This is a genomic window from Enorma phocaeensis (assembly GCF_900186505.1).
In the GTDB taxonomy this organism is placed as follows: domain Bacteria; phylum Actinomycetota; class Coriobacteriia; order Coriobacteriales; family Coriobacteriaceae; genus Enorma; species Enorma phocaeensis.
The window spans coordinates 303,714-327,957 of record NZ_LT891969.1; the positions used below are offsets into that span (position 1 = coordinate 303,714).

Genomic DNA, 24,244 nt, shown 5'->3' on the forward strand with positions numbered 1-24,244 from the left:
CCCAGTGAATCGTTATAGCGCCATCTCGCGTGCGCGGTTGATGCGCGCGAGGCAGTCATCGCGGCCCACCAGCTGCATGGTCTCGCCAAGCGGCGGGCTTACCATGGTGCCGCAGACGGCCACGCGGATCGCTTGGAACACGACGCGCTTCTTAAGGTCGAGGGCCTCGGGCAGAGGTTCGAGGGCAGCATCGATCTTCTCGGCCTCCCACTCGTCGGCCGGCAGCGTTCCTAGGGCTACGCGCGCGGCGTCGAGTACGACGCCCATGCCCTCTTTGGCGAGACCCTTCGCGACGGACTTGTCGTCATAGGAGAGGGTTTTAGCGGTGGCGAAGATGGGCGCGGCAACGGTCGCGGCATCTGAGGGCATCTTGGTGCGCGGACGCACGATGCTGGCGAGCAGATTCCACCAGGCGTCATTGTGCGCGCTGCGCTCGATATCGCATCCCGCAGCTTTCAGTTGGGGAATCATGATCTCGTTGGTGAAGGCGGCATCGTCCATCGCATTGATGTACTCCGCGTTCATCCAGTCGAGCTTCTTGGGGTCGAAGGTAGCCGGGTTCTTGGAGATGCGGTCGAGCGAGAAGCGGCTTGCGAGCACATCGCGTGGGATCACCGTGGTCTCGCCATCGAGCGACCAGCCGAGGAGCGCCAGGTAGTTGACGAACGCATCGGAGAGGTAGCCGGCATCACGGTACTCTTCCACGGAAGTCGCGCCGTGGCGCTTGGAGAGCTTTTTGCCGTCGGCTCCCAGAATCATCGAGATATGGGCGAACACGGGAACCGGCGCACCCAGGGCCTCGTAGACCATGACCTGCCGCGGGGTGTTGGAGAGGTGGTCGTCGCCGCGGATGACGTGGGTGATTCCCATGGCGACGTCATCGACCACGGTGGTGAAGTTGTAGGTGGGCGTACCGTCCGACCGGAAAATCACGAAGTCATCGAGCTCCTTGGCGTCGAATACGACTTTGCCGTGCACGGCATCATCGACCACCACGTCGCCGCGGTCCTCGGGCACCTTGATGCGCAAGGTATAGGGCTCCCCGGCCTCCATGCGCGCACGCGCCTCGTCCGCCGGGATGTTGCGGCAACGGCGCTGGTAGCCTTGGAAGGGGTCCTTGCGCGCTTTGGCGGCTGCGCGGTCCGCCTCGAGCTGCTCGGGCGAGCAGAAGCAGGGATAGGCTTTGCCCTCTGCGAGCAAGCGCTCCGCCGCCTCGCGATAGATGTCGAGGCGCTCGGTCTGCGCGTAGGGGCCATAATCCCCGCCGACCTCGGGGCCCTCGTCCCAGTCGAGGCCCAGCCAGCGCATGGCGCGCAAGATGATCTGGGTGTTCTCATCGGTGGAGCGGGTGGGATCGGTGTCGTCGATGCGCAGGATGAAGGTGCCGCCTGTCGAACGGGCGAACGCCCAGTTGTAGATTGCCGTGCGGGCGCCGCCGATGTGCAGCTTGCCCGTCGGTGAGGGTGCGAAGCGAACGCGGACGTTGGGCATGAAGAAGCTCCTTGGCTCTTGGATTCATATATACCGCTGCCATTATACGCAACATGCGCGAACGCCGCCGTGCCGATTCACCGGTGCCTGCCATTTCCGAGCCGTTTGCGTCGATTCTCTGCTTGCACGTAGAGCGGGCGTGAATGGGGGCCATTTTGTCTTGCGGGCGTGAAATGGGGTATGAGACTACAGGTATGCCGAAACCGTCCCAGGAGGATTCGTGTCCGCTGCTGATATCGTTGTCGCCGCGCGCGACGCCTCATATTCCATCGCCGGGTACCGCTCGTTTGAGTTCGCTACGTTCGAAGCCCGGATCGGGCGCACGTGCGCACTGCTGAGCAGCGAGCCTGCTTGTGCCCGCGACCTGTTGCTCGCCATCGCCGGCTTTTTGCGGCCGGTATCGGGTTCGCTCGAGGTCGCGGGTGCCGAGCTGTCTTCGGCGCGTGCCCTTCGGGGGAAGCGCCCGCGTCGTGCCGCGGTGCCCCCGCGCGGTACGGTGGGCATCGGGATCTTCGCTTCCGTCGCGGATGTTCCGACGCACCTTACGGTGGAGGAGGTTGTCACGCGCGAGATGCGTCTGCGCGCGCCGCGCGGTGCCGAGGGCCGAGCGGCAGGTGCGGATACCCTCGATTACCTTGCATCGTTCAACATCGCGACGCAATCTTCTCGCCGTGTGAGCCAGCTTGGCCCGCGTGACCGCGCGCGGCTCTCGACTGCTCTTGCCTGCGTGGGTTCCCCGCAGGTTGCCGTGGTCGATCTTGGCGATCCCTTCATCGGCGCCCTGTCGCATGATGATGCGCTGGCGCTCGCTGGCGAGATGGGGGCTGCGGCGCGAACCTTCGGCCTCGCCCTTGTGTTCTCGTCGTCCGATCCTGCGGTCGCATGTGCTGCGGACCGCTCGTTCGCACTTGACATCGATGCCTCGGAGGCGCTTCACACCTTTGAGGCTGTTATGGAAGATTCGGAGGTGTCGGCTTCGTGAGCGTTTTCATGGAGATGTTGAGATCGGCGGCTGCTCGTGCAGCGCGCGATCGCTCTTCTGGCCTGGCGCTGCTCGCTGCCGTGTTCGCCCCTGCCGTGCTCGCGCTCGTGCTCGTGGCGGTGGTGACGCCGTCGTTGGGAGCAAACGAGGCCATGCCGGTCGCGCTCGTCAATCTCGATCGGGGTGCCGAGGACGCAGCCGGGCATGAGGTGCGCGCAGGCGAGGACCTCGTGGACGAGCTGCTCGATTCGGGAGACGTCGCGTGGGTCGAGACCGATCGCGCCACCGCAGATTCCGGTCTCGCGTCTGGCGACTTCGCGCTTATCGTGCAGATTCCCGAAAACTACTCCGAGCAGGTTGCGAGCTTGGGGGGCGACGAGCCCGAGCGCGCCCAGATCCAGGTCATATCCGACGGATCCCAAAACGTTCTCGCCACGCGCGAGGGGGCTCAGGTCATGCGCCAGGTACAGCAGCGCCTGCGCGGCGAGCTCGGGGAGGACTATCTCGTCTCGGTTCTGAACGACGTGAACGGCGAGGCTTCGCGCCTCACGCTTACCGCCGATGGCGCGGTGGTTCTAGACGACGCCTACGATGTGCTCGAGCAGGGCGCGGCGGGAGTCGCTACGGGATTGGAGCAGACGGCTGCTGGTACCGGCGTGCTCGTTCAGGGCGTCGACGGCATCGCACAGGGGGTAGGCGCCCTCGGGGCCGGCAACCAGGCGCTAGCGGAAGGCATCGATATGGTGAACGAGCAGGCAGCGACCCCGCTCGCTGCGGGCTCGGAGGCGCTCGTTGCGGGACTCGACCAAGCTGCGGATGGCCTGACGACGATCGCTCAAGGGATTGACGGTGCCGGAGCCCTGGCGAGTGGTGCGAACGAGTTGCTCTCGCAAAGCTCCAGCTCGCTAGCGAGCCTTGCCGGCCTCTCCGGTGAGCTGGCCGCTCCTGCTCAGGAGCTGAGCCAAGCGCAGACCCAGATGGCGTCGGTTTCCGGGAGCGTGATAGACGCCGCGGAGGATGCGACCCAGGGTATCGAGCAGGCGCGTGGCGGGGTTGACGCTGCGTCTGAAGCGGCGGGCGCGCTCGCCTCCACGGTAAATGGCGCCGATGGGACGGGCGGCGTCATCGCGGATGCTTCTGCGGTAGGGGATGCGGCTTCGAACTGGCTTGGTGCGGATGGACGTGCCCAGATCATCGCCCTTGCTGCTGCGTTTGAGGCCGAGTCAGCTGGAGAGCCGCTATCTGCGGAGCAGCAGGCCCTCATAGACGCCTATACGGCAGATACGCAGGCATACCAGGAATCCGCTCCACAGCTCGAGCAGGGCATCCAAACGATATCGCAGCAGGCGGCAGACCTTGCTTCTGCTGCCGGCGAGGCAGCAGACGGCATCGATGCCGCTGCCAGCTCCATCGGGGGATTCTCCCAAGCATCCGCAAGCTTCCAGGAGAGCGCTGCCGTGGCTAACGGAGCTGCTGCATCCATAGCCGATCTGCTTGCGAACCATGACGCTTCGATCTCGTCCTCTCTTGCCGGGGTGGTAGCCGCTCAGCAGATGCTCGATCAGGTGCCCGGGCTCACGGGGTCGCTCTCGGCGGGCGTCGAGGCAACGGCGTCCCTGCTCTCGAGCGACGGCTTGGTGGGTTCAGGTGCCGCAGGAGTCTCTACTGGAGTACGAGCGCTCTCGCAAGCGCTCGGGGGTTTCTCCTCGGCGAGCGTGCAGATTGGCGAAGGCAATGTCGCACTTGGTCAGGCCCTATCCGCCATGGGCGCGGGGGTGTCGGGTTTGGGCGATGGGCTCGGCGCGCTTGCCAGCGTGCAAGGCCAGCTTGCACAGGGCATCGGCCAGCTCGGCGAGGGTTCCCAGACCATCACGGAGACCATGCAGGCATCGGGCGAGGCGCTCCAGGACATCTCATCCGCAGCGGATGACCGGGCCGAGGCCGCCTCGCGGCCCGTCACGCTCGCGACGACGGTGGTGAACGAGGCGCCTTCGACGGCATCGCAGGTTGCTCCTATCGCGCTTGCGGCTGCCCTGTGGCTCGGCGCGCTTATGTGTTCCTACGTCATCGCGCCGTATGATCGGCGGGCGCTGCTCGTGGGAGGCGCGAGAGCTTCGGTGCTTGCCCCCGCCGCGCTCCATGTGCTCTTCGGTCTCGTCCAAGGGGCTGTCGCCATGGCGCTCCTCGCGGTGTTCGGTGGCGTCCAAGCCGCCTCGCTGCCCGCCCTCTTCCTCCTCGTGCTTGTCTGGTCGGTCGCGATGGCGCTCATCGCGCAGCTTCTGCGTCTCGTGCTCGGAGGTGCCGCCGGGCCGGTATCGCTCGGCCTGCTCGTCTTGCAGCTCCTGTGCGCCGGGGCGATCTTGCCTGCCTATGCGGTGGGAGGCGTTCTCGAGGCGTTCGCTCAAGTGCTGCCGGTGCCGGTCTTCGCGAGCGCTCTGAGGGCTGCCGTCGCGGGTGCGACGGTTCCGCTCGGCTCTTTCATCGTGCTCGCCGCGTGGCTTGTCGCTGCGATCGCGTTGATGCTTGCGCTCGTTCGCCTCAAGAGGCGCGTTCGCCCTGAGCGCCTGGGACGTTCGACGGGCGTTTCGTCCGTTTTCGGTGGATGAGACGTCAGACCAGCGATTCGCGTCCGGGCGTCTCGGTAGGGGAGTACAATCACTAGGCTGGACCCGGCGGAATGGTAACGGCCGCCGGCTTGTCAAACGTTCGCTAGAAGGGATCCACCATGTCGGACTATCTTCGTTCCAAGCAGCAGGTAGGCGCCGAGAACGCGCCCCGCTCCTATCTCTTCACCTCGGAATCGGTGACCGAGGGCCATCCCGATAAGATCGCCGATCAGATTTCCGACGCGGTGCTCGACGCCATACTCGCCAAGGAGGCCGTCCTCGAGGCCCAGGGCTATATCGATACCGACGGTGTCCCCGCTAAGCTCGAAAACGTTCGCTGCGCCGTGGAGACCATGCTCACCACGGGCATGGTGGTCATCTCCGGCGAGATCCGCACGCAGGCCTATGTCGATATCCAGGAGATCGCCCGCGGGGTCATCACGCGCATCGGTTACGACCGCGCCAAGTACGGGTTCGATGGCACGACGTGCGGCGTCATCAACATGATCCACGGGCAGAGCCCCGATATCGCGCAGGGCGTGGACGAGAGCTACGACGTTCAAGCCGGAGCAACCACCGATCCCCTCGACCTGATCGGCGCGGGCGACCAGGGCATGATGTTCGGCTACGCAACCGACGAGACAGACGCCTACATGCCCATGGCGCACTACCTGGCGAGCCGGCTCGCCGAGCGCCTTGCCGAGGTGCGCCACAACGGCACGGTGCCCTACCTCCGCCCCGATGGCAAGACGCAGGTCACCGTGCGCTACGAGGATGATCGCCCCATCGCCGTCGAGACCATCGTCATCTCCACCCAGCATGCGCCCGAGGTCGAGGACATGGCGGTCATCAAGGCCGATATGCTTGAGCATGTGATCGCGCCCGTCATGCAGGCTGCGGGCTTCGCTTGGGAGGGCGCCCAGGTTTACGTGAACCCAACGGGGCGCTTCGTGGTGGGTGGTCCCATGGGCGACACCGGCCTGACCGGGCGCAAGATCATCGTCGACACCTACGGCGGCATGGGCCGACATGGAGGCGGAGCGTTCAGCGGCAAGGATTGCACCAAAGTGGACCGCTCTGCCGCCTACGCGGCGCGCTGGGTGGCGAAAAACGTTGTGGCAGCAGGCCTCGCCCATCGCTGCGAGGTACAGCTCGCATATGCCATCGGTGTTGCGCACCCGCTCTCCATCATGGTCGACACCTTCGGCACCGAGCAGGTGCCGGTCGCTTCGATCGAACGCGCGGTAGGGGAGGTCTTCGACCTGCGCCCCGGTGCGATCATCCGCGACCTCAAGCTCCGCCGCCCCATCTACCAGAAGACGGCAGCCTACGGTCACTTCGGTCGCGATGATGCCGATTTTACCTGGGAGCGCCTCGACCGTGTTGCGGAGCTTCGCGCCTTCTGCGGTCTCGATGCCGCTTCACCTGCGTCCCATGGGTTTGCGGAGGTCGACGTGCGCCTCGCCTGCGCAGGCGACCTCGATGCGGTTTGCGAGCTCTACCGTACCGCCTGCCAGGATATGGAGGGCAAGCCCTACGATATCGAATGGGTCTGGGGGAACTACCCCACGCGCGAGGGCCTCGGAGCCAACATCGCCGCCGGCGAACTGCTCGTCGCCGAGCTTGATGGAAAGATCGCGGGCGCTTGCCTGGTGAACAACGCTGTCGAGCCCGCTTACGATGTCGCGCGGTGGCGTATCGATGTTCCGCAGCCTCAGGTTGCCATCCTGCACCTGGTGGTCGTCGACCCGGATGCCCGCGGGCGGGGGATCGCGAAGGCGCTCGTTGATGCTTCGGCGCGCTTCGCGCGCGAGCAGGGTTACGCTACGGTGCGCCTTGACGTGTTCGACAACAATGACGCGGCCGTCCATCTGTATCTCGCGCATGGGTACGAGGACCGTGGCATCTTCACGCTCTCCTATGATGACGGCGTGGTCCATGCTGCCCACCTCATGGAGCTGGATCTGCGGGCGTAATCGACTCCACATGAAGAATGCTGTTCGACCGGGGGATGGCCTTTGGTAAAAAAGCATCGCATGAGCGACAAAAATGCTCGATTCTGAGCCGAATATGTCGGATATGCGATGCTTTCCGGCGCCTGATCTGGAACGTTTGCGGTCAGGAGGCGTTCGGTCGCAGTATTCGGCGTCGGCGTATCATGTTCGTGCTTGGCTATCATGTTCTTGCTTGGCAATAATGCGGTGAGGAAGGGGCATGGTTTTGCAGGCGAGTCTATTCGACGACGATTCCTGGAAAGACGGGCCTTCTGAAGAAGGGGGCATGGTGAATGGCGCCCCATGTGCGGCAAGCGATGCTCCTCTTCCTTTCGCGACTCCCATTGCCGCGCTTGATGCCGGGCAATCTGGTTCCATGCGGACGAAGTCGTTCCAAGCCTTCGCCTCCGTCCTTGTAGACATTCCCACGCGCTCGCTGGCGGAGCCCTTCGCCTACGCCATCCCTGCGAAACTCGAAGATGACTGCCTTGTTGGATGCACGGTGCTGGTGAGCTTTGGCAGGCGCCCGGCCCTCGGCTACGTGGTAGCTCGGGCGCAGAGCTTGGCGAAGCTGCCCGGGACGGAAGGACTCGATCCGGCACGCGTCAAGCCCGTACGCGACGTTCTTGCGCCGCCGGCATTCTCCGAGACATCTGCGCAGGTGGCGCTCTGGATGGCACGAGAATATGTGGCATCCTCGGCAGAGTGCCTGAGGCTGTTTCTCCCGCCGGGAGGGACGCCCAGGCTTCGTCGAGCGGATGATGGCGGCTACGAGCTTGTAAAGCCCGCAGTGAAAGAGGTTCGGGCGCGCTGGGTCTCCCTTACCGAGGAGGGCCGCAGCTTCGAGCCTCCTGCACGCGCGACGCGCCAACGCCAACTCATCGAGGCGCTCTCATGCGGTCCGGTGACCACGCACGAGCTGAACGCGCTCTACGCCGATATGTCCGCAGCCATCCGCGCACTCGAGAAGCGCGGCGTGGTCGCAGTCGAGGAGCGGCGCGCCTGGCGCGGTGGCGGCGCGGGCGAAGCCCGTCTCTCGTCTGCCGTCGCCCGTCCGCCGGAGCATCTGACTGAAGGCCAAGAGCGCGCGCTCTCCGCCATCGATGACGCTCGCCGAGCGGGTGCGGGAGACGTGGTCGTGATCGACGGGGTCACCGGTTCGGGCAAGACCGAGGTCTACCTCTCCGCCATCGAGCGCGTTATCGCAGACGGCGGCTCAGCATGCGTCCTCGTTCCCGAGATCTCGCTCACCGCCCAGACGGTCGGTCGTTTCCGTTCGCGCTTCGGTGACATGGTGGCGGTCTTCCATTCGCGCCTCTCCGCTGGCGAGCGCCTCGACCAATGGGACATGGTGCGCTCCGGTGCGGCCCGCGTCGTGGTGGGTGCCCGTTCGGCGCTCTTCTGTCCGCTTGAGAAGCTCGGGATCATCATCATCGACGAGGAGCACGAGCAGAGCTACAAGCAGTCCTCGAACCCACGCTATCATGCACGAGAGGTCGCGGCTGAGATGGCCAAGCGCCACGGCTGCCCGCTCGTGCTCGGTTCGGCCACGCCGTCCGCCGAGGCGCTCGCGCGCTGCGAGCGGGGGATCGTGGACGAGCAGCGCTGGACTCGGGTCGAGATGCCCGAGCGCCCCGGCGGCGCGAAGCTTCCGAGCGTCACCATCTGCGATCTTCGGCGCGAGTTCATGGGCGGTGGACGGTCGATCTTCTCACGCGAGCTCTCTGGCGCGTTGCTCGAGGTCGCCGAGCGCCGGGAGAAGGCGGTGCTGCTGCACAACCGTCGCGGATTCGCGCCGTTCCTGATGTGCCGCGAATGCGGATGCGTTCCCACCTGCCGCCACTGCTCGACGGCCTTGACCTACCATGAACGGACCCACACGCTCGAATGCCATACCTGCGGGGCGACCTATCGCGTTCGCCCGTACCCCGCCCAGGGCTCGAGGTGTCCCAAGTGCGGCAGCCCCTATCTGGCTAAGATGGGCCTCGGCACCCAACAGGTCGAGGACGCCTTGCGCCAGCTTATGCCGGAACATGTCGAGGTCATCCGCATGGATGCCGATTCGACCCGCGGCAAGGACGGCCATGCCAAGCTGCTCGAGCGCTTCGATGCCGCGGAATGCGCGGTCCTGCTGGGTACGCAGATGATTGCCAAGGGCCTCGATTTCCCCGAGGTGACGCTAGTCGGCGTTGTGAACGCCGACTATGCCCTCAAGATGCCCGACTTCCGCGCTTCCGAACGTGCCTACGACCTGCTCGAGCAGGTCGCCGGTCGCGCCGGCCGCGGAGAGCGCGCGGGTCGCGTTATCATCCAGACCTATCTGCCTGATGATCCCGTCATTCGCGCCGTTGTCAATCACGACCGGTCCATCTTCACGGACCACGACCTCGCAACGCGCTCTGATGCTGGTTATCCGCCGTTCGTGAGGCTTGTGAACGTCGTGTGCCGCGGGCGGGACGAGCGCGAGGTGTCGTCCTATATCGATGCGCTTGCCAGCCATGTACGCGACCGGCTGGGAATCACCGGCTTTCAAGAGCGGCCGGGACGCGAGCATGTAGGGCATGCGGGCGCTTGCGGCGCGAAGCCGGGGAGCTCTCTTTGCGGGGGAGCGGGGGAGTCAGCGGTGGTGCTCGGGCCCACGCCTTGTGTCATCGAGCGAGCTAAAGACCGCTTCCGGTACCACTTCATCGTGAAGGCACCCATTGGGCTCGAGGTCTCTTTTGCCATCGCTAGCGCATTGGCAGATACCGGCACGAGGCCAGGTGTCGACGTGAGCGTGGACGTCGACGCATACGACTTGATGTAGCAGGCACATGCGCTCGCGTAGGCACCAGGTCGGGCGCTTGCGCGGAAGGGGCGGATCGCATCCAAGCGGTATTCCGGTGAATGCGCATGTGCCCGCCCCGTTGAGGATACAATGGGAACGATTATTCTTCGTTGCGAAAGGGATCCCATGGAAGTGAACGGTATCGTCTTGTCCCCCGACCCGCGCCTCCGCCAGGAATGCGCTGCGATCGAGGAGATCACGCCCGAAATCTGCTCGCTCGCCGAGCGCATGAAGGAGGAGATGTTCGACAACGGCGGCTGCGGCCTCGCTGCGCCGCAGGTGGGCGAGCTCATCCAACTCGTTATCGTCGATACGGAGTATCGCTCGCGCGACGACTACGATCCGATCGTCCTCATCAACCCCGTTATCGTCGAGCAATCGGACAACTTGGTCCCCTCCTCGGAGGGATGTCTGTCTATCCCCGGCATCAATTGCGAGATCAAGCGCCCCGACCGTGTGGTGGTCGAGGCGTACGACCTAGACGCCAACCTTATGCGCTACGAGGCCGAGGGCGATTTGTTCTGCGTGTGCCTGCAGCATGAGATCGATCACTTGCATGGCATCACGATGTTTGAGCGACTCGAGCCGCGTCAGCGCATGCGGGCGCTCCATGACTACCAGGAAGCGCTTGCGCGCGGCGCACAGCCAGGCGAGACCGAATAGCCTGCTCGGCTTCAGCTTGATGTAACCGCTGGTACGCAGCTGAGATGCGGACGGTTCGGCGAGGACTGCGCACTCGTTGGATGGAAGGAGACCAACCATGAAGGTGGTATTCATGGGGACGCCGGAGTTCGCCGTTCCCTCGCTCAGGGCTCTTGCAGATGCCTTCGAGGTGGCGCTCGTCGTCACGCGCCCCGACGCCGTGCGCTCGCGCGGCAAGGCGCTCGAGCCCTCTCCGGTCAAGCGCTGCGCCTTGGAGCTGGGGCTTCCGGTCCTTGAGGCTGCCAGAATGACCGATGATGCCCTCGCTGAGCTCAAACGATGCGATGCGGATGTGTTCTGCGTCGCCGCCTATGGCTGTATCCTGCCCGATGAGGTGCTCACTATGGCGCCAGCCGGCTGCGTGAACGTGCATGCATCGCTGCTGCCGCGCTGGCGCGGGGCGGCGCCGATCCAGCGTGCGATTCTGGCTGGCGATGAAGAGACCGGTGTCTCGATCATGCGGATCGGCCAGGGCGTCGATACGGGAGCCTACTGTGCCCAGGCATCGTGCTCTGTCCCAGGCAAGACGACCAGCGAGCTTACTGCTGAGCTGGCTGAGCTTGGCGGACGGCTGCTCGTCAAGATGCTGCCCTCCATCGTCGCGCAGACGGCTCCCTGGCGGGAGCAGGACGAGTCGCTCGTCACGCACGCGGCTAAGATCTCCAAGGCGGAGCTCAGGCTCGATCCTTCAGACGGAGCGCTCGAGAACGCCCGTCGCGTGCTTGCGTCCTCCGATGCAGCGCCTGCTCGCTGCGTTATCGCCGGCAAGTCTGTACGGGTGACCGCTGCAGCAGCCCCTGTTGCGCCTGATGGTGCGGTCGATGCACCGGGCGAGGGGGCTTATGCCATCAGCCATGGACGACTGCTCCTCGGTTGCGCGGGAGGCGCACTCCAAGTCGTATCGCTCAAGCCTGACGGCAAGCGCGAGATGGATGCCACGGCATGGGCGGCTGGCCAGCGCGATCACGCGGGCGCTTGGGGTCGACTCGCATGACGGGGGCGTCTCCCGCACGCCGCGTGGCACTCGATATCCTCCTCGACCTCGAGGATTCGGGTGCCTACGCTCGCGATGCGCTCGATGCGTCGCTTAAGGTCCGCGCCCTCGACAGGCGCGATGCCGGACTTGCCATGCGCCTCGTGCTCGGGGTGGTGGCGAGCTACGGCTGCCTCGACGACCTCATCGATGCGTTCAGCGACAAGCCGGACCGCATGAACTCGCGTGTTCGCAACGCCCTTCGCATAGCAACCTTCGAGCTCATATACCTTGGAACGGAGCCGCGCGCAGCGGTGAGCCAGGGTGTCGAGCTTGTGCGCGACCGGGCGAGAAGCGCCACGGGATTTGCCAACGCGGTGCTTCGCCGTATCGCTGAGTGCCGCGATTCGTATCTCGATGCCGATGACGTGCGCGAGCAAGGTGCTCGTGGTCGTTTTGCAGCGAGCATCGTCTCGCTTGCTCGGCGCGGTGGTTTACCGGAATGGTTGACCGAGCGGATCGTGGATTCCATCGGGTTCGACTCGGCCGAGGACTTGGCCGCTGCCGAGTTCGAGCCCGCGCCTGTCGCCGTGCAGGTGAATCCGAACGACGGCGATGCGATGGAGGACCTTCAGCGCGTCGTCCGGGGTGCCGGGAACGCTCGCAAGGGGTTTGGAGAGCCCTTGGCGAACGGGATCACGGTGCAGGAAGGACAACTGCCCGGTGCTGTACTCGATGTGCCAAGCGCGCGACTGGTAGGCACCGATTTGCTCAAGCGCTCCGGGGTGGCTGTCTGCGATCTCAACGCCCAGGTCGTTGCCACGGCTGCGTTGGCAGAGGGCCGCTGCCTCGAGGTCGGGTCCGGGCGCGGTACCAAGACGTTCGTCATGACTGCCCAAGCGCAGCGCTTGGGCATCGCTTGCAGTTCGGTGGCTCTCGAGCTCTCCCGGCGCAAGACGAGCTTGAACCGCCGTCGTCTTGAGCGGGCTGGTCTTGCGGAGGGGGTGCGCTTCGTAACCGGTGACGGATGCGACCTCGACCAATCGCTTCGGGACATCGATGGCGAGGCGGAGGGGCGGGCGCTCTTCGCAAGCGTGCTCGTCGATGCTCCTTGCTCGGGTACCGGGACCATGCGCCGTCACCCCGAGATACCCTGGCGGCTGCTTCCCGTTGACGTGGACGAGGACCTTCCCGAGTTGCAACTGGCGCTTCTCACGGAGGCTGCCGGTCGCGTGATTCCGGGCGGTCAGCTCCTCTACGCGACCTGCTCGGTACTCAAGGAGGAGAACGCCTCGGTGGTCAATGCGTTTCTTGCCAGTCCCGCTGGCGCCGCTTTTTCGCTCGAGCCCGTATCCGATGCCCCTGCCTTCAGGATGGACGTCTGCAAGGGTGCTGCGGATTATGTCCGCGCTCACGAGGACGGGCGCGGTAGGTTCCAAACGGTTCCCAAACCAGATGGTTTCGACGGCCATTTCTGCGCACGCATGGTACGCAGGGGGTAGCATCTTCCCGTGCGACCCCCTTTGGCTGCATAAGATATATTTCTTCCTTCGTTCGGTGCGCCCTCGCTGCCGGTGTTACGTCGCTGCGCTATTCGGCTTTGTGCGGGCAGTTCTCGCAGGTGTGAGCGGTGCTGTCCCCACTGGAGGCATTGGAGCCCTCGCTGGGGCCGCTCGTAGCGGAGGTGGAGGAGCCGCCGCCGCGTTGATCGGTGTTGTAGAAGCCGCTTCCCACGAACTTGATGCCGCTTGCACTGAAGACCTTCTCGGCAGCAGCGCCGCAGGAGGGACAGCTCACCTCGGGATGCTCGGTCATCGCGTGCTCGACTTCGAAAACCGTGCCGCACGAAGTGCAGCGGTAATCATAACGTGCCATGTTTAGTTCCCCTCAGATATCGAAGAATTGTCCACCGGATACTGTACCCGAAATCGCCCCGCGCGCAATGGCGGGGCGATGTAGGTTCACGGCCATGCAACCGGATGGAAGCTGCGCAGACTCCTCTAGGCGAAGCGCCCGGAAGCCTTCATGAGCTCGGCGATGCGTTGCTCGCAGTCGGCGATGTCATCCTCATGGGCTTGCCAGCGCCAGTTGCCGTCTGCCACACCCGGCACGTTCATGCGGGCTTTGTCGCCTAAGCCGAGTAGATCCTGCAGAGGAATCATGACGACTCCGGCATCGCTCTCAAGCGCTTCCTCGACGAGCTTAGCGGCAAGCGCACGGCTTCCCAAGAGCGTGCCCTTCTCATGGAACGAGCGAGAGCAGAAGCCAACGAGCGTCGAGGTGTCGTGCGTGGATGTGTAGAAGATCTTTCCTGGATGCGGGTGCAGGCCCTGCCGCACATCGTAGTCGCTGAATTCGAGCACATCCATACCCGGAAAGCCGCAGCTCGCCATAAGGGAGCGCACGCCGGGCGTAAGGATGCCCAGGTCTTCTGCGATGAACGGCAGAGGGCCGAGCTCTGCGGCGGCGCGGTCGAACAACTCCTTGCCGGGTCCGGCCAACCACCGCCCGTCGTTTCCCTTTTGACCGGCGGGAATGCTGTAGTAGTTATGGAAGCCCAGGAAGTGGTCGAGGCGCACGCGGTCGTAGAGGCTGCAGGCGCGGCGCAGGCGTGCAAGCCACCAACGATAGCCGTCTGCCTTCATAGCATCCCAGCGATAGGTGGGATTTCCCCAGATCTGGCCCTGCGGAGCGAAGCCATCGGGCGGGGCTCCGGCGATTTCGGTGGGACGGCCATCGCGATCGAGGGAGAAGAGCTCCGGTGAGGCCCATACATCTGCTGAGTCGTCCGCTATGTACATGGGGATGTCGCCGACGATCTGGATGCCGCGTGCGTGCGCGTAGGAGACGGTCTCACGCCATGAGCGTTCGAACCGATATTGCATGTAGGCTTGGATGCGCGCCTCGCGCGCGAATCGCGGATCGGTAAGGAAGGCCGGATCGTAGTGCTGGAGTTCGTCGGGCCATTCGGCACGAGGCGTTTCGAGCAGCGCGCGTTTGATGGCCATGAAGGCGCAGTAAGGGTCGAGCCAGTCTGCATTGGCCTCGCGGAACGCGGTGAACTCATGATCCACCGTCCCGTCACCGGCAGCTTGCCATGTGGAGAAATCGCGCCTCAGCTCCTCCTCGGTCTCTTCGAGCAGGGCGATGTTCCCTGCGAAGGCGGAGGGGCCCGAATAAGGCGAGCGGAACATATCGGTGGGGTTCACGGGCAGGATCTGCCAATAGCGCATCCCCATCGCCGCGAGGTGGTCTATAAAGCGCCGCGCGGGAGCGCCGAGCGTCCCGGGGCGGTTTGTGCCCGTGGGGAGCGAGGTGATGTGGCAGAGAACGCCAGCTCCGGTTTCGAGCGGCTTTTGCAGGCGATGCTCGGGATGGAAGTAGGCGACAGCGGAACCGAACGGCCAGAGCGTCATCTCGATGGAGCCTTGCTCGTCGATGGAAAGCTTGCTACCCGAGATCACGTCGGTGGCAGCTTCATCGAGCGCGGGGATGCGTACGGTATGCGTTCGATCGAGGCTTCGGTTGACCAATACCGTCGCGCAGGAGCCATCGCTGCCCCGGCGCGTGTAGGCGAGCACGTCATCGTCGCTGCCTTCGGGCACCCATGCGCTGATGGTGCCGTCGACCATGCACGGAAGCGCACGGCGGATCGCCGAGGCGTTGCGCAGGATATCCTGCATGTCGCGATCGTAGATGTCCTTCTCCAGCGGCAGGGTCCGGCGGTTGCCGGGGTCGGAGAGGCCTTCCAGGCAGTACTCGTCACCGTAGTAGATGGAGGGTACGCCGGGGAAGGTCATTTGCATGAGGGTGGCGAGCCAGAAGCGGCCCTTGGCCAGGCCCATGGCATCGGGCGAGAGGCGCCAGCGGCCGCGTTCCTCCTCGGGGAGCTTGCTCTCATCCGGACCACCGCCCAGAAGGGAGGCGATGCGAGGACGGTCATGGCTGCCGAGCAGGTTGAGGCAGCAGGCGAGCGCCTCGGGCGGGTAGTTCTCGTGCAGGGCCTCGATTGCCTCCACGGCGTCTGCCGCGCTCATCGTGCCCAGCAGGAAGCCGAGTACCATGTCGCGGAATGGGTAGTTCATCGCAGAATCGAGCTCGGAGCCAAGCAGGTAATGGCGCGGTTTGCCGTAGCTGATCTTGTTGGATGCGTCTTCCCACACCTCGCCCAGCAGAAGGGCGTCTGATTTCTCTTCCAAAAGGATGCGCTTGATATCGGCGATGAGCGACTCCTGAAGCTCGTCGGCCACATCGAGACGCCAGCCATGCGCTCCGGCGCGCGTCCAACGACGTATGACGCCATCCTCTCCGAGCAGCAGCTCGCGTACGAGCGGGGAGCTCTGGTTGAGGTCGGGCATGTTCTCGATGCCCCACCAGCAGCGGTAGGTGCCGTCTTCGTTGAAGCAGTACGCGTCGCGCCAGCGAGATTCCGGACCCTGCCAGGCACCGGGTTCAGGGTAGTTGTAATAGCGATTGAAATAGATTGAGTCGTCGCCCGTATGGTTGAAGACGCCATCAAGGATGATGGACATGTTGCGCTGTTCGGCCTCATGGCAAAGCTCGCGGAAATCCTCTTCCGTGCCGAGCATCGGGTCGATGGTGAGATAGTCCGCCGTATCATAGCGATGATTGCTCGCTGCTTTGAAGATGGGGTTCAGGTAGATCGCGGTGACGCCCATTTCTGCTAGGCGGTCGAGGTCTCCGGTGATGCCTTTGAGGGAGCCGCCGTACATGTCCCAGCTTGCAATCGACCCGTCTTCCGCCCGCTCATAGACGGGCGGTTCATTCCAATCCTCGACTATACGGCGCGGGATGCCGTTGTGCGGTTCGGCAAGCGCTTTTTCGCAGCGCTCGCGCCACTGGGGATCGCGGCGGTAGCGGTCGGGGAAGATCTGGTAGACCATGCCATGCTCGTACCAGGTGGGGCGCGTCTCGCGGTGGCGGTACACGGTGATTTGGAACGACGGCACCTCAGCGTAGTCGTAGGTGACGCCCTCGCCGCCCGTGCGACCCTGAGCTGCTCCGCAGCGAAGCTCCAGGTCGCTCGTTCGAACGACGAAGCTGTACCACACGATGAGGGGGTCGTGATAGGAGATGGTCACCTCGAACCAACCTTCTCCAGCATGGCTCATGGGAACGAGTGTCTCGCCCTGCCCATCGATCCAAATGCGGAGCGTTGCCTCCACCTGATCCGGATCGACATCCAGGACCTGGAGGGCAAGCCTCACGGGCGTGCCGATGGTCACGGCGCCGAAGGGGGAGCGGAACCGCTCGAGGCGGCTGTTATGGGCAAGTCTCATAGTTGATCCGATCTATCTTCGCACGGGGCAGAAGGCAGCGATCCCCGTGGCATCTACCAAAAGACCAGTATACCGGAAGCGAAACGTCGTCGCTTTTTCGCAGCGGATGCTTACCCAGCGCTTCCGGGTGAGGACGCGGCGCGTTGTGTAGATTGCCTGCGATGCGTGCCGTTCACGGAACAAAGAACCGGGCAAGAACCTCAACGGTCCTTACCCGGTTGGACTCAATGCCTTTGCCGCGGTGGTTCATCAATGCATGAAGCTGCGCCCGTGCTCTTACTCCTACGAAGTGCGCTTGCGGGAGGTTTTCCGAGCGCTGGACACGGTACGCGTCTTAGGAGCGGGCTTCTTTACCTCTTCCTCGGTGGCGGGAGCCTTAGATGCCGTGGTCTTCGTGGTTGCTGCAGCCTTGGTTGCAGAAGACTTGGGCGCGGCGGCCTTGGTTGCCGTTGATGAGGCGGATGCCTTCGCCGCGGCAGCCTTGGTGGCAGCGGGCTTCGTGCCCGTTGACTTTGTGGCCGTTGACTTTGTGGTCGTCGACTTCGCGGCGGATTTCGTTGCCGTGGTAGAAGACTTGGCAGCTGTGGTCTTTGCAGCAGCGGTCTTGCGCGTGGTCGTGCGAGTCTTCTTAGCGGCGGGCTTGGTTTCTGCCGCCTCTTCCTGCTTTGCGGTTGTCTTGCGCGCGGTCGTTCTCCTTGCAGCAGGCTTTTTAGCTGGAGCGGCCTTGGCATCGGCAGCGGGCTCCTCCTTCGGCTCGCTTACTGGCTCCGCCTGAGAGGCGGCGGGCTCGGCGACCGCGGCCTTAGCGGCAGGCTCCGCTTCTGCGGCAGGGGTCACCTCGGCCTTGGGAGCAGGTGCAGGCTCGGCATCTGCGGCATGCTCTGCCTGCGTGGTGTCGTCCTCAACGGGTTCAGCCGCCTTGGGAGCATCATTGGGGTCTTTCTCGGCCTCGGTGGCAACCTCCTGAGGTGAAGTCTCCTCGACCGCGGGTGCCGGCGCGGGCACGACGAACGAGCAGTCGGGGTGGAGTCCATGATAGAGGTCGAGGTAGGCGTGAGCAGAGCGCGTCCAACTGAAATCGGCCTCCATGGCCTGCTTGACGACCTGGTCCCAAGCGGCGCGGTCGTCCCAGAACAGGCGAGCCCCGCGGAAGACGGCATCGCCCATCTCGTCGCCGTTGAAGTTAGCGAACGAGAAGCCGGTGCCTTCTCCGGTGAAGTAGTTGTAGGGCTTGACGGTATCCCGCAGGCCACCGGTCTCGCGAACCACGGGGAGGGTTCCGTAGCGCATGGCGATGATCTGGGAAAGCCCGCACGGCTCGAACAGCGACGGCATCAGGAACATGTCGGCTCCTGCGTACATGCGATGCGAGAGGGCCGAGTCGAACGTGATGCGGGCTGCCATGGTGCCGGGATACTTGTTTGAGAAGTAGCGCATGGGCTCTTCGTAGTCTCCGGTGCCGAGCACTGCCACCTGCACGCCTCCGGAAAGGATGCGATCGAGCGCATAGGTCACCAGGTCCATGCCTTTCTGGCGCGTGAGACGCGTGACCATGACCATGAGCGGGCGGTCATCGCGGACCTCGAGGCCGAGCTCCTCCTGAAGGGCGCGTTTGCAGGCGGCTTTGCCAGCCATGTCACCGACCTTGTAGTTCTGGGCGATGGCGGGATCGGTCTCAGGGTTCCAATCGTCGACATCGATGCCGTTCAAGATGCCCGAGAGCACGCTGGAGCGCTCGCGCAGGATGCCGTCGAGGCCCTCGCCGTACTCCGGTGTCTGGATTTCCCAAGCGTAGCTGGGGCTTACCGTGGTGATGGCGTCCGAGTACTTGAGCGCGCCCTGCATGAAGTTGATGGAGCGGCTATCGCAGCGCAGCTGCCCTGCAGCGGCGGGGATGTGCGCAAGGCCCAGGATGTCATTCAGGATCGTATCGGAATACTGGCCCTGGAAGGCGATGTTGTGGATGGTGAAGACCGTCTTCACGCGCTCATAGAGCGGCAGGCCCTGGTAGAACTCACGTAGGAACACGGGTGCGAGGGCGGTGTGCCAGTCGTTGCAGTGCAGCACGTCGCACTCGAATCCCTCGGGAAGGTGCTGGAGGCTCTCCGTTACCGCCTTCGAGAAGAACGCGAAACGCTCGCCATCGTCGAAGAAACCGTATGGGTAATCGCGCATGAAGTAGTGCTCGTTGTCCACGAACAGATACGTAACGCCGTTGATATCCAAGCGTTCCAAGCCGCAATATTCATTGCGCCAGCCAAGGCTCACGTAGAAGTCGCAGAAATGCTCCATGCGCTCGGTGAAGCGCTGCGGGATGGAGCCGTACTTCGGTAGCATCACGATGACATCGGCTCCAGCGGCAACGAGTGCCTGAGGCAGCGATCCGGCAACATCGCCCAGGCCACCGGTCTTTACAAACGGCGCGCACTCGGCGGAAGCAATCACCACCTGCATTTTTTTGTCGGACATTTGGGTCCCCCGAATCTCTAGATTCCAAAACCGCCGCCACGCAGCGAGCGCGACGGCGGTTCTATGGTAACGCTTATCCTGCTACACGATTGTTACGCGGGCATCTGATTTTTGCCGACAACTAGAATCGCGTCAGGCGTGCCGCGAAGCTCGGTGTTGGCAGGAATGACATTGCCCTTGTCGATGATCGCGTTCTCCACGCGAGCACCGGTCTTAACAACGCAGGACTGCATGATGATGCTGTTCGTGACGCTGGCACCGCTCTCAACCACGACGCCGCGGGCGAGGATGGAGCCGCGCACCGTGCCGTCGACCTGGCATCCGGCGGAGATGAGCGAGTTGGTTGCGTTGCTGCCGGCTGAGTACTTCGCCGGGGGAGCGTCGTGCGCCTTCGTCATGATCGGGCGATCCTTGCGGAAGAGCTGGTCAGCAACATCGGGGTTGAGCATCTCCATGCTGCGCGCGTAGTAGGTGCGCTCGTTGAAGATGCCGATCGCGAGACCCTTGAACTCATAGCTGCACACATCGATGAGCGAGAAGTCGCCAGCGATCGCCTCGAAGAGATCGAGGTAGTCGGCGCTCTGGTAGCGGTCGATGATCTGCAGAAGCAGGTCGCGGTTGATGATGAAGCAGTCCATGAACTTGTTGTCACCGAACTCGCATCCCTGCTTGACCTGCTGGACGCGGCCCGAATCGCCGATCACGAGCGACGAGCAGTCGGTGTGCTTGCGCTCGGCGCGCACGTAGACCATGGTGATGCCCGCACCCGAGAACTCATGAGCGTCGATGATGGCGTTCAGGTCGAGGTTGAAGATGATGTTCGAGCCCATCATCACCACATAGGGCTTATCGGAGCGCTCGAAGAGCATCTTGTTGGAGATGATGTCGCGCAGCAGGAAGCGCATGCCGCGCTTCGTGGTGCCGTAGGGGTTGCCAGGCAGGGGGAACAAGCCGCCCTTCTTGCGGTCGAGCATCCAATCCTTGCCGTGGCCGACATGGTCGATAATCGATCGATAGTTGCCCGGCATGACGAGACCGACGGTCTTGATGCCTGCGTTTGCCATATTGGACAGTGGGAAGTCGATCAGGCGGTAGCGTCCCATGAACGGGATCGAAGCGATGGGACGGACATCGGTGAGGACGCTGACGGCCTCGCCCGTGTAGTTAGCAGTGATGTAGCCGATGGCCTTGCGGTTGATCATCGGTTCATTCCCCCTTCCCGATGACGACGTCGTTGCCAACGACGGCGGTGTCCCTGGTGGTATCGACGGAGCCGAGCTTGACGCCCTCCTCCACAACGGCGTTCTCGCCCAAGATGGCGCGGCTCACATAGGCGCCGCTCTTCACGACAGCGCCCGGCAGCAGCACGGAGTCCTCCACGACCGCGCGCTCCTCGACGATGGCATCCGTCGAGATGATGGAGTGACGCGCCGTGCCCATGATCTTGCAGCCGTTCGAGACGAGGCAATCGTCGACGCGGCCCTCGGGCCCGATGTAGTGCGGCGGGCGCGTGGTGTCGTTGCTCATGATGGGCGTGTCGTAGTCGTACAGGTCGAAATCGGGATGCGAGCCCAGGAGATCCATCGAGGTCTCGTGGTAGCTCGCGATGGTGCCTACGTCCTTCCAGAAGCCGTGGAACTCGTGGACGTAGAGGCGCTTGCCAGCAGCGAGGGCGTTGGGGATGATGTCGCCGCCGAAGTCATGGCTCGAGCGCTGGTCGACGGCATCCTCCTCGAGTGCGTTGATGAGGAAGTCGGCGGTGAAGATGTAGATGCCCATGGAAGCGAGGTTCGAATCGGGCTTCTCGGGCTTCTCGGTGAACTTCAGGATGCGATGGTCATCATCGGCCGTGAGGATGCCAAAGCGGCTCGCATCTTCCCAAGGCACGGGCATGACGGCGACGGTGAGGTCGGCATTATGCTCGATATGCTCGTGCAGCATTGCACGGTAATCCATGCGATACAGGGCGTCGCCGGAGAGGATGAGCACGTACTCGGGGTCATGCGACTTGATGTAGTCGAGGTTCTGCGTGACCGCGTCGGCTGTGCCGGCATACCAGGCGCCGCCGTCCTGCGTCGCGTACGGCGGCAGGATCGAGATGCCACCACCCTGCTCGTCGAGGTCCCAGGCAGCGCCCGATCCAAGATACGCATGCAACCGGTAGGGGCGGTACTGCGTCAGGACGCCCACCGTGTCGATGCCGGAGTTCGCGCAATTCGACAGCGTGAAGTCGATGATGCGGTACTTTCCGCCAAACGAGACCGCCGGTTTCGCGATCTTAGAGGTGAGCGCCCCCAACCTGCTGCCCTGTCCTCCTGCGAGGAGCATTGCGATGCATTCTTTTTTGCTCATCGATGTTCTCCTTCAGATACCCGTGCCAATATCCTTCCTAGTGGTGCCCGACACGAACTCGCGCCGGGCCCAAGATGCTTATGTCACGTCCCCCTGTGTAGCATCACGCTCCCCAGATGTCGTCGCGGTACTCGCGGATCGTGCGGTCGCTGGAGAACCAACCTGAACTTGCCGTGTTGTGCAGCGCACGGCGGTTCCAGTCCGTGTGATCGGAGTAGCTTGCAGTGAGTTCCTCCCAAGCAGTGACGTAGGACATGAAGTCCTTCATGACGAAGTCATGGTCGTTGCTGCTCATAAGTTCATTATGGATGCTTCCGAAGTCTCCAGACAGGCGGGCGAACGTATTATCGGTGAGTTCGTCGATAACACGGCCTAAACGGTCGCGGTCGGCGTTGTACATGTCCCATGCGAAATGCATGCCGCTTGCACGCAGCTCGTCGACCTCGGGGGCGGTGAGACCGAAGATCTTCTCGTTTTCCTCGCCCGCAAGCTTCACGATCTCGATATTCGCGCCGTCCATGGTGCCAAGGGTCAGCGCGCCGTTCATCATGAGCTTCATGTTCGAGGTACCCGAGGCCTCCATGCCGGCGGTGGAGATCTGTTCGGAGATCTCGGCAGCGGGATAGATGAGCTGGGCGTTCGAGACGCGAAAGTTGGGGATGAAGCAGACCTTCATGACCTCGTTGACGCGCGGGTCGTTGTTTACGACGTCGGCGACGGAGTTGATGAGGCGGATGGTCTCCTTGGCGAAGGTGTAGCTCGAGGCGGCCTTACCTGAGAAGATGAAGGTCGTGGGCGCCACCCGGAAGTTGGGGTCGGCGAGGCGACGGTTGTAGATGTCCATCACCTTGAAGATGTTCAAAAGCTGGCGCTTGTAGGCATGGAAGCGCTTAACCTGCACGTCGAAGATCGAATTGGGATCGATGACGAGGCCGCACTCGCGCTTGACGTATTGGGCCAAGCGCACTTTGTTGGCGTGCTTGGATTCACCAACGCGTTCGAGGAAGGCTGCATCGTTCTCGAATTGCACGAGCTTGGAGAGCTCGTCGGCGTTATCGAGCCAGCCATCGCCGATCGCCTCGCTGATGAGCTTGGCATACGACGGGTTCGCCTCGGCAAGGAAGCGACGGTGCGAGATGCCGTTCGTCTTGTTGTTGAACTTCTCGGGTGTGAGGGCGTAGAAGTCCCTGAGCGTCTGATCCTTGAGGATCTCGGTGTGGAGCTTGGCAACGCCGTTTACCGAATGGCTGCAGATGACGGAGAGGTTGGCCATGCGAACCTCGCCATCCCAGAGGATGGCAGTCTTGCGCAGACGGTCCTGCCAGCCGTCGGCCGAGCGATCGAAGGCGCTGTTGTAGCGGCGGCTGATCTCATCGATGATCTGGTAGAGGCGTGGCAGCAGCTTGGAGAACGTGGAGATGGGCCACTTCTCGAGCGCTTCGGGCAGGATGGTGTGGTTCGTGTAGGAGATGGTGTTCGTCACGATCTCCCATGCCTCATCCCATTCGAGCTTCTCCTCGTCGATGAGGACGCGCATGAGCTCGGGACCGCACATGGCTGGATGGGTGTCGTTGGTGTGGATCGCGACGTATTTGGGCAGGCTCTTCCAGTCGTTGCCATGCTCGGCACGGAAGGTGTCGAGCACGCTGGAGAGACCGGCGGAGACGAACAGGTACTCCTGCTTCAAGCGTAGCAGCCTGCCGTGTTCGCCGGCATCGTTGGGGTAGAGGATGGCGCTGATGGCCTCGGCCTCGGCGCGGTGCGCATCAGCGAGCGCGTAGTCGCCGCGGTTAAAGGCCTCGAGGTCGAATTGCTCCTCAACAGGTTCCGCGCTCCAGACGCGCAGCTTGTTCACCGTCTTCCCGCCATAGCCCACGATGGGGATGTCGTAGGGAACGGCGAGTACATCCTGCGTGTCGACCGTGCGGTAGAATGTGCGACCATCCTGCTCGTAGCCCTCGACGCGTCCACCGAAGCCGATGCGCACGGCTTTGTCCGGGCGACGGACTTCCCAGGGGTAGCCATGGGAGAGCCACTCATCGGTGGTCTCGTGCTGGGCGCCATCGACGATCTCCTGCTTGAAGAGGCCGTAGCGGTAGCGCATACCGTTGCCGTACCCGGCGATGCCCTCGTGGGCCATGGAATCGAGGAAGCATGCGGCAAGGCGGCCCAGGCCGCCGTTGCCGAGCGCTGGGTCGGGCTCGAGCTCGCATAAGGCGTCGAGGTCGGCGCCCATGTCTGCGAGGCCGTCCTTGACGATGTCGCGCACACCGAGGTTGAGAAGGTAGTTGTCGAGCAATCGGCCGATGAGGAACTCAATGGAGAAGTAGTAGACGCGCTTCTGCTCGGTCTCGGTCACGCGTTCCTCGGTCGTGGTCTGTATGGCGCGCGCTTTGCTCGCGATGAGCTTCGCTAGCGCGTGGAAGCGGTCGAGGTCGCTCGTCATCTCGAACGGCTTGCCCGAGATCGAGGTGACCGAAGACCGGTACAGCTCGATGAATTCCTCTTTGTTGTCGAAAATCCTATTCATTGGTGCCTTTCCGGTTGG

14 protein-coding genes and 1 pseudogene are annotated in these 24,244 nt (G+C 63.5%); 8 read left to right on the plus strand and 7 right to left on the minus strand.

What is annotated here, in order from left to right:
• Window positions 1-12 precede the first annotated feature (12 nt).
• Window positions 13-1,491, minus strand: a complete 1,479-nt coding sequence (gltX, locus tag C1717_RS04315; RefSeq protein WP_102371998.1) for a glutamate--tRNA ligase — start codon at window positions 1,489-1,491, stop codon at window positions 13-15.
• Between the two features lie 220 nt (window positions 1,492-1,711).
• On the opposite strand from gltX, the gene C1717_RS04320 reads away from it, so the two are divergent.
• From C1717_RS04320 to C1717_RS04350, 8 genes and pseudogenes are all read left to right on the plus strand, one after another.
• Window positions 1,712-2,473: a P-loop NTPase family protein gene (locus tag C1717_RS04320; protein WP_102371999.1), complete on the plus strand. Its 762-nt coding sequence runs from the start codon at window positions 1,712-1,714 to the stop codon at window positions 2,471-2,473.
• Window positions 2,470-5,079: a YhgE/Pip family protein gene (locus C1717_RS04325; RefSeq protein WP_102372000.1), complete on the plus strand. Its 2,610-nt coding sequence runs from the start codon at window positions 2,470-2,472 to the stop codon at window positions 5,077-5,079. Before C1717_RS04320 ends, C1717_RS04325 begins: the two co-directional genes overlap by 4 nt.
• A 119-nt stretch (window positions 5,080-5,198) precedes the next feature.
• Window positions 5,199-6,488 (plus strand): annotated as a pseudogene (gene metK / locus C1717_RS04330) (methionine adenosyltransferase); the annotation flags it as partial.
• 111 nt (window positions 6,489-6,599) lie between these two features.
• Window positions 6,600-7,055, plus strand: a complete 456-nt coding sequence (locus C1717_RS10690) for a GNAT family N-acetyltransferase (protein ID WP_219722278.1) — start codon at window positions 6,600-6,602, stop codon at window positions 7,053-7,055.
• A gap of 238 nt (window positions 7,056-7,293) precedes the next feature.
• Window positions 7,294-9,879: a replication restart helicase PriA gene (gene priA / locus C1717_RS04335; RefSeq protein ID WP_425430937.1), complete on the plus strand. Its 2,586-nt coding sequence runs from the start codon at window positions 7,294-7,296 to the stop codon at window positions 9,877-9,879.
• A 147-nt stretch (window positions 9,880-10,026) separates the two neighbouring features.
• Complete coding sequence (gene def, locus C1717_RS04340) at window positions 10,027-10,563, plus strand: peptide deformylase (protein WP_102372003.1); 537 nt, start codon at window positions 10,027-10,029, stop codon at window positions 10,561-10,563.
• A gap of 97 nt (window positions 10,564-10,660) precedes the next feature.
• Entirely contained in the window at window positions 10,661-11,596 is a 936-nt protein-coding gene (fmt, locus tag C1717_RS04345; protein ID WP_102372004.1) for a methionyl-tRNA formyltransferase, read from the plus strand.
• Window positions 11,593-13,077: a transcription antitermination factor NusB gene (locus C1717_RS04350; protein WP_102372005.1), complete on the plus strand. Its 1,485-nt coding sequence runs from the start codon at window positions 11,593-11,595 to the stop codon at window positions 13,075-13,077. The genes fmt and C1717_RS04350 overlap by 4 nt, the downstream gene beginning before the upstream one ends.
• A gap of 88 nt (window positions 13,078-13,165) precedes the next feature.
• Here the strand turns inward: C1717_RS04350 and C1717_RS04355 are convergent, their stop codons facing one another.
• From C1717_RS04355 to C1717_RS04380, 6 genes are all read right to left on the minus strand, one after another.
• Window positions 13,166-13,450, minus strand: a complete 285-nt coding sequence (locus C1717_RS04355; RefSeq protein WP_102372006.1) for an FmdB family zinc ribbon protein — start codon at window positions 13,448-13,450, stop codon at window positions 13,166-13,168.
• A 125-nt stretch (window positions 13,451-13,575) separates the two neighbouring features.
• A complete protein-coding gene (locus C1717_RS04360; RefSeq protein ID WP_102372007.1) occupies window positions 13,576-16,875 on the minus strand; it encodes a 4-alpha-glucanotransferase in 3,300 nt (1,099 codons plus the stop codon).
• 282 nt (window positions 16,876-17,157) lie between these two features.
• Window positions 17,158-19,344 carry a glycogen synthase GlgA gene (gene glgA, locus C1717_RS04365; RefSeq protein ID WP_245859443.1) on the minus strand — a complete coding sequence of 729 codons (2,187 nt, stop codon included), beginning with the start codon at window positions 19,342-19,344 and terminating at the stop codon, window positions 17,158-17,160.
• Between the two features lie 92 nt (window positions 19,345-19,436).
• Window positions 19,437-20,546, minus strand: a complete 1,110-nt coding sequence (glgD, locus tag C1717_RS04370) for a glucose-1-phosphate adenylyltransferase subunit GlgD (protein ID WP_102372008.1) — start codon at window positions 20,544-20,546, stop codon at window positions 19,437-19,439.
• A 4-nt stretch (window positions 20,547-20,550) separates the two neighbouring features.
• Window positions 20,551-21,696 carry a glucose-1-phosphate adenylyltransferase gene (locus C1717_RS04375; RefSeq protein ID WP_102372009.1) on the minus strand — a complete coding sequence of 382 codons (1,146 nt, stop codon included), beginning with the start codon at window positions 21,694-21,696 and terminating at the stop codon, window positions 20,551-20,553.
• Window positions 21,697-21,799: 103 nt separating this feature from the next.
• Window positions 21,800-24,226, minus strand: a complete 2,427-nt coding sequence (locus C1717_RS04380) for a glycogen/starch/alpha-glucan phosphorylase (RefSeq protein ID WP_102372010.1) — start codon at window positions 24,224-24,226, stop codon at window positions 21,800-21,802.
• Between the last annotated feature and the right edge of the window lie 18 nt (window positions 24,227-24,244).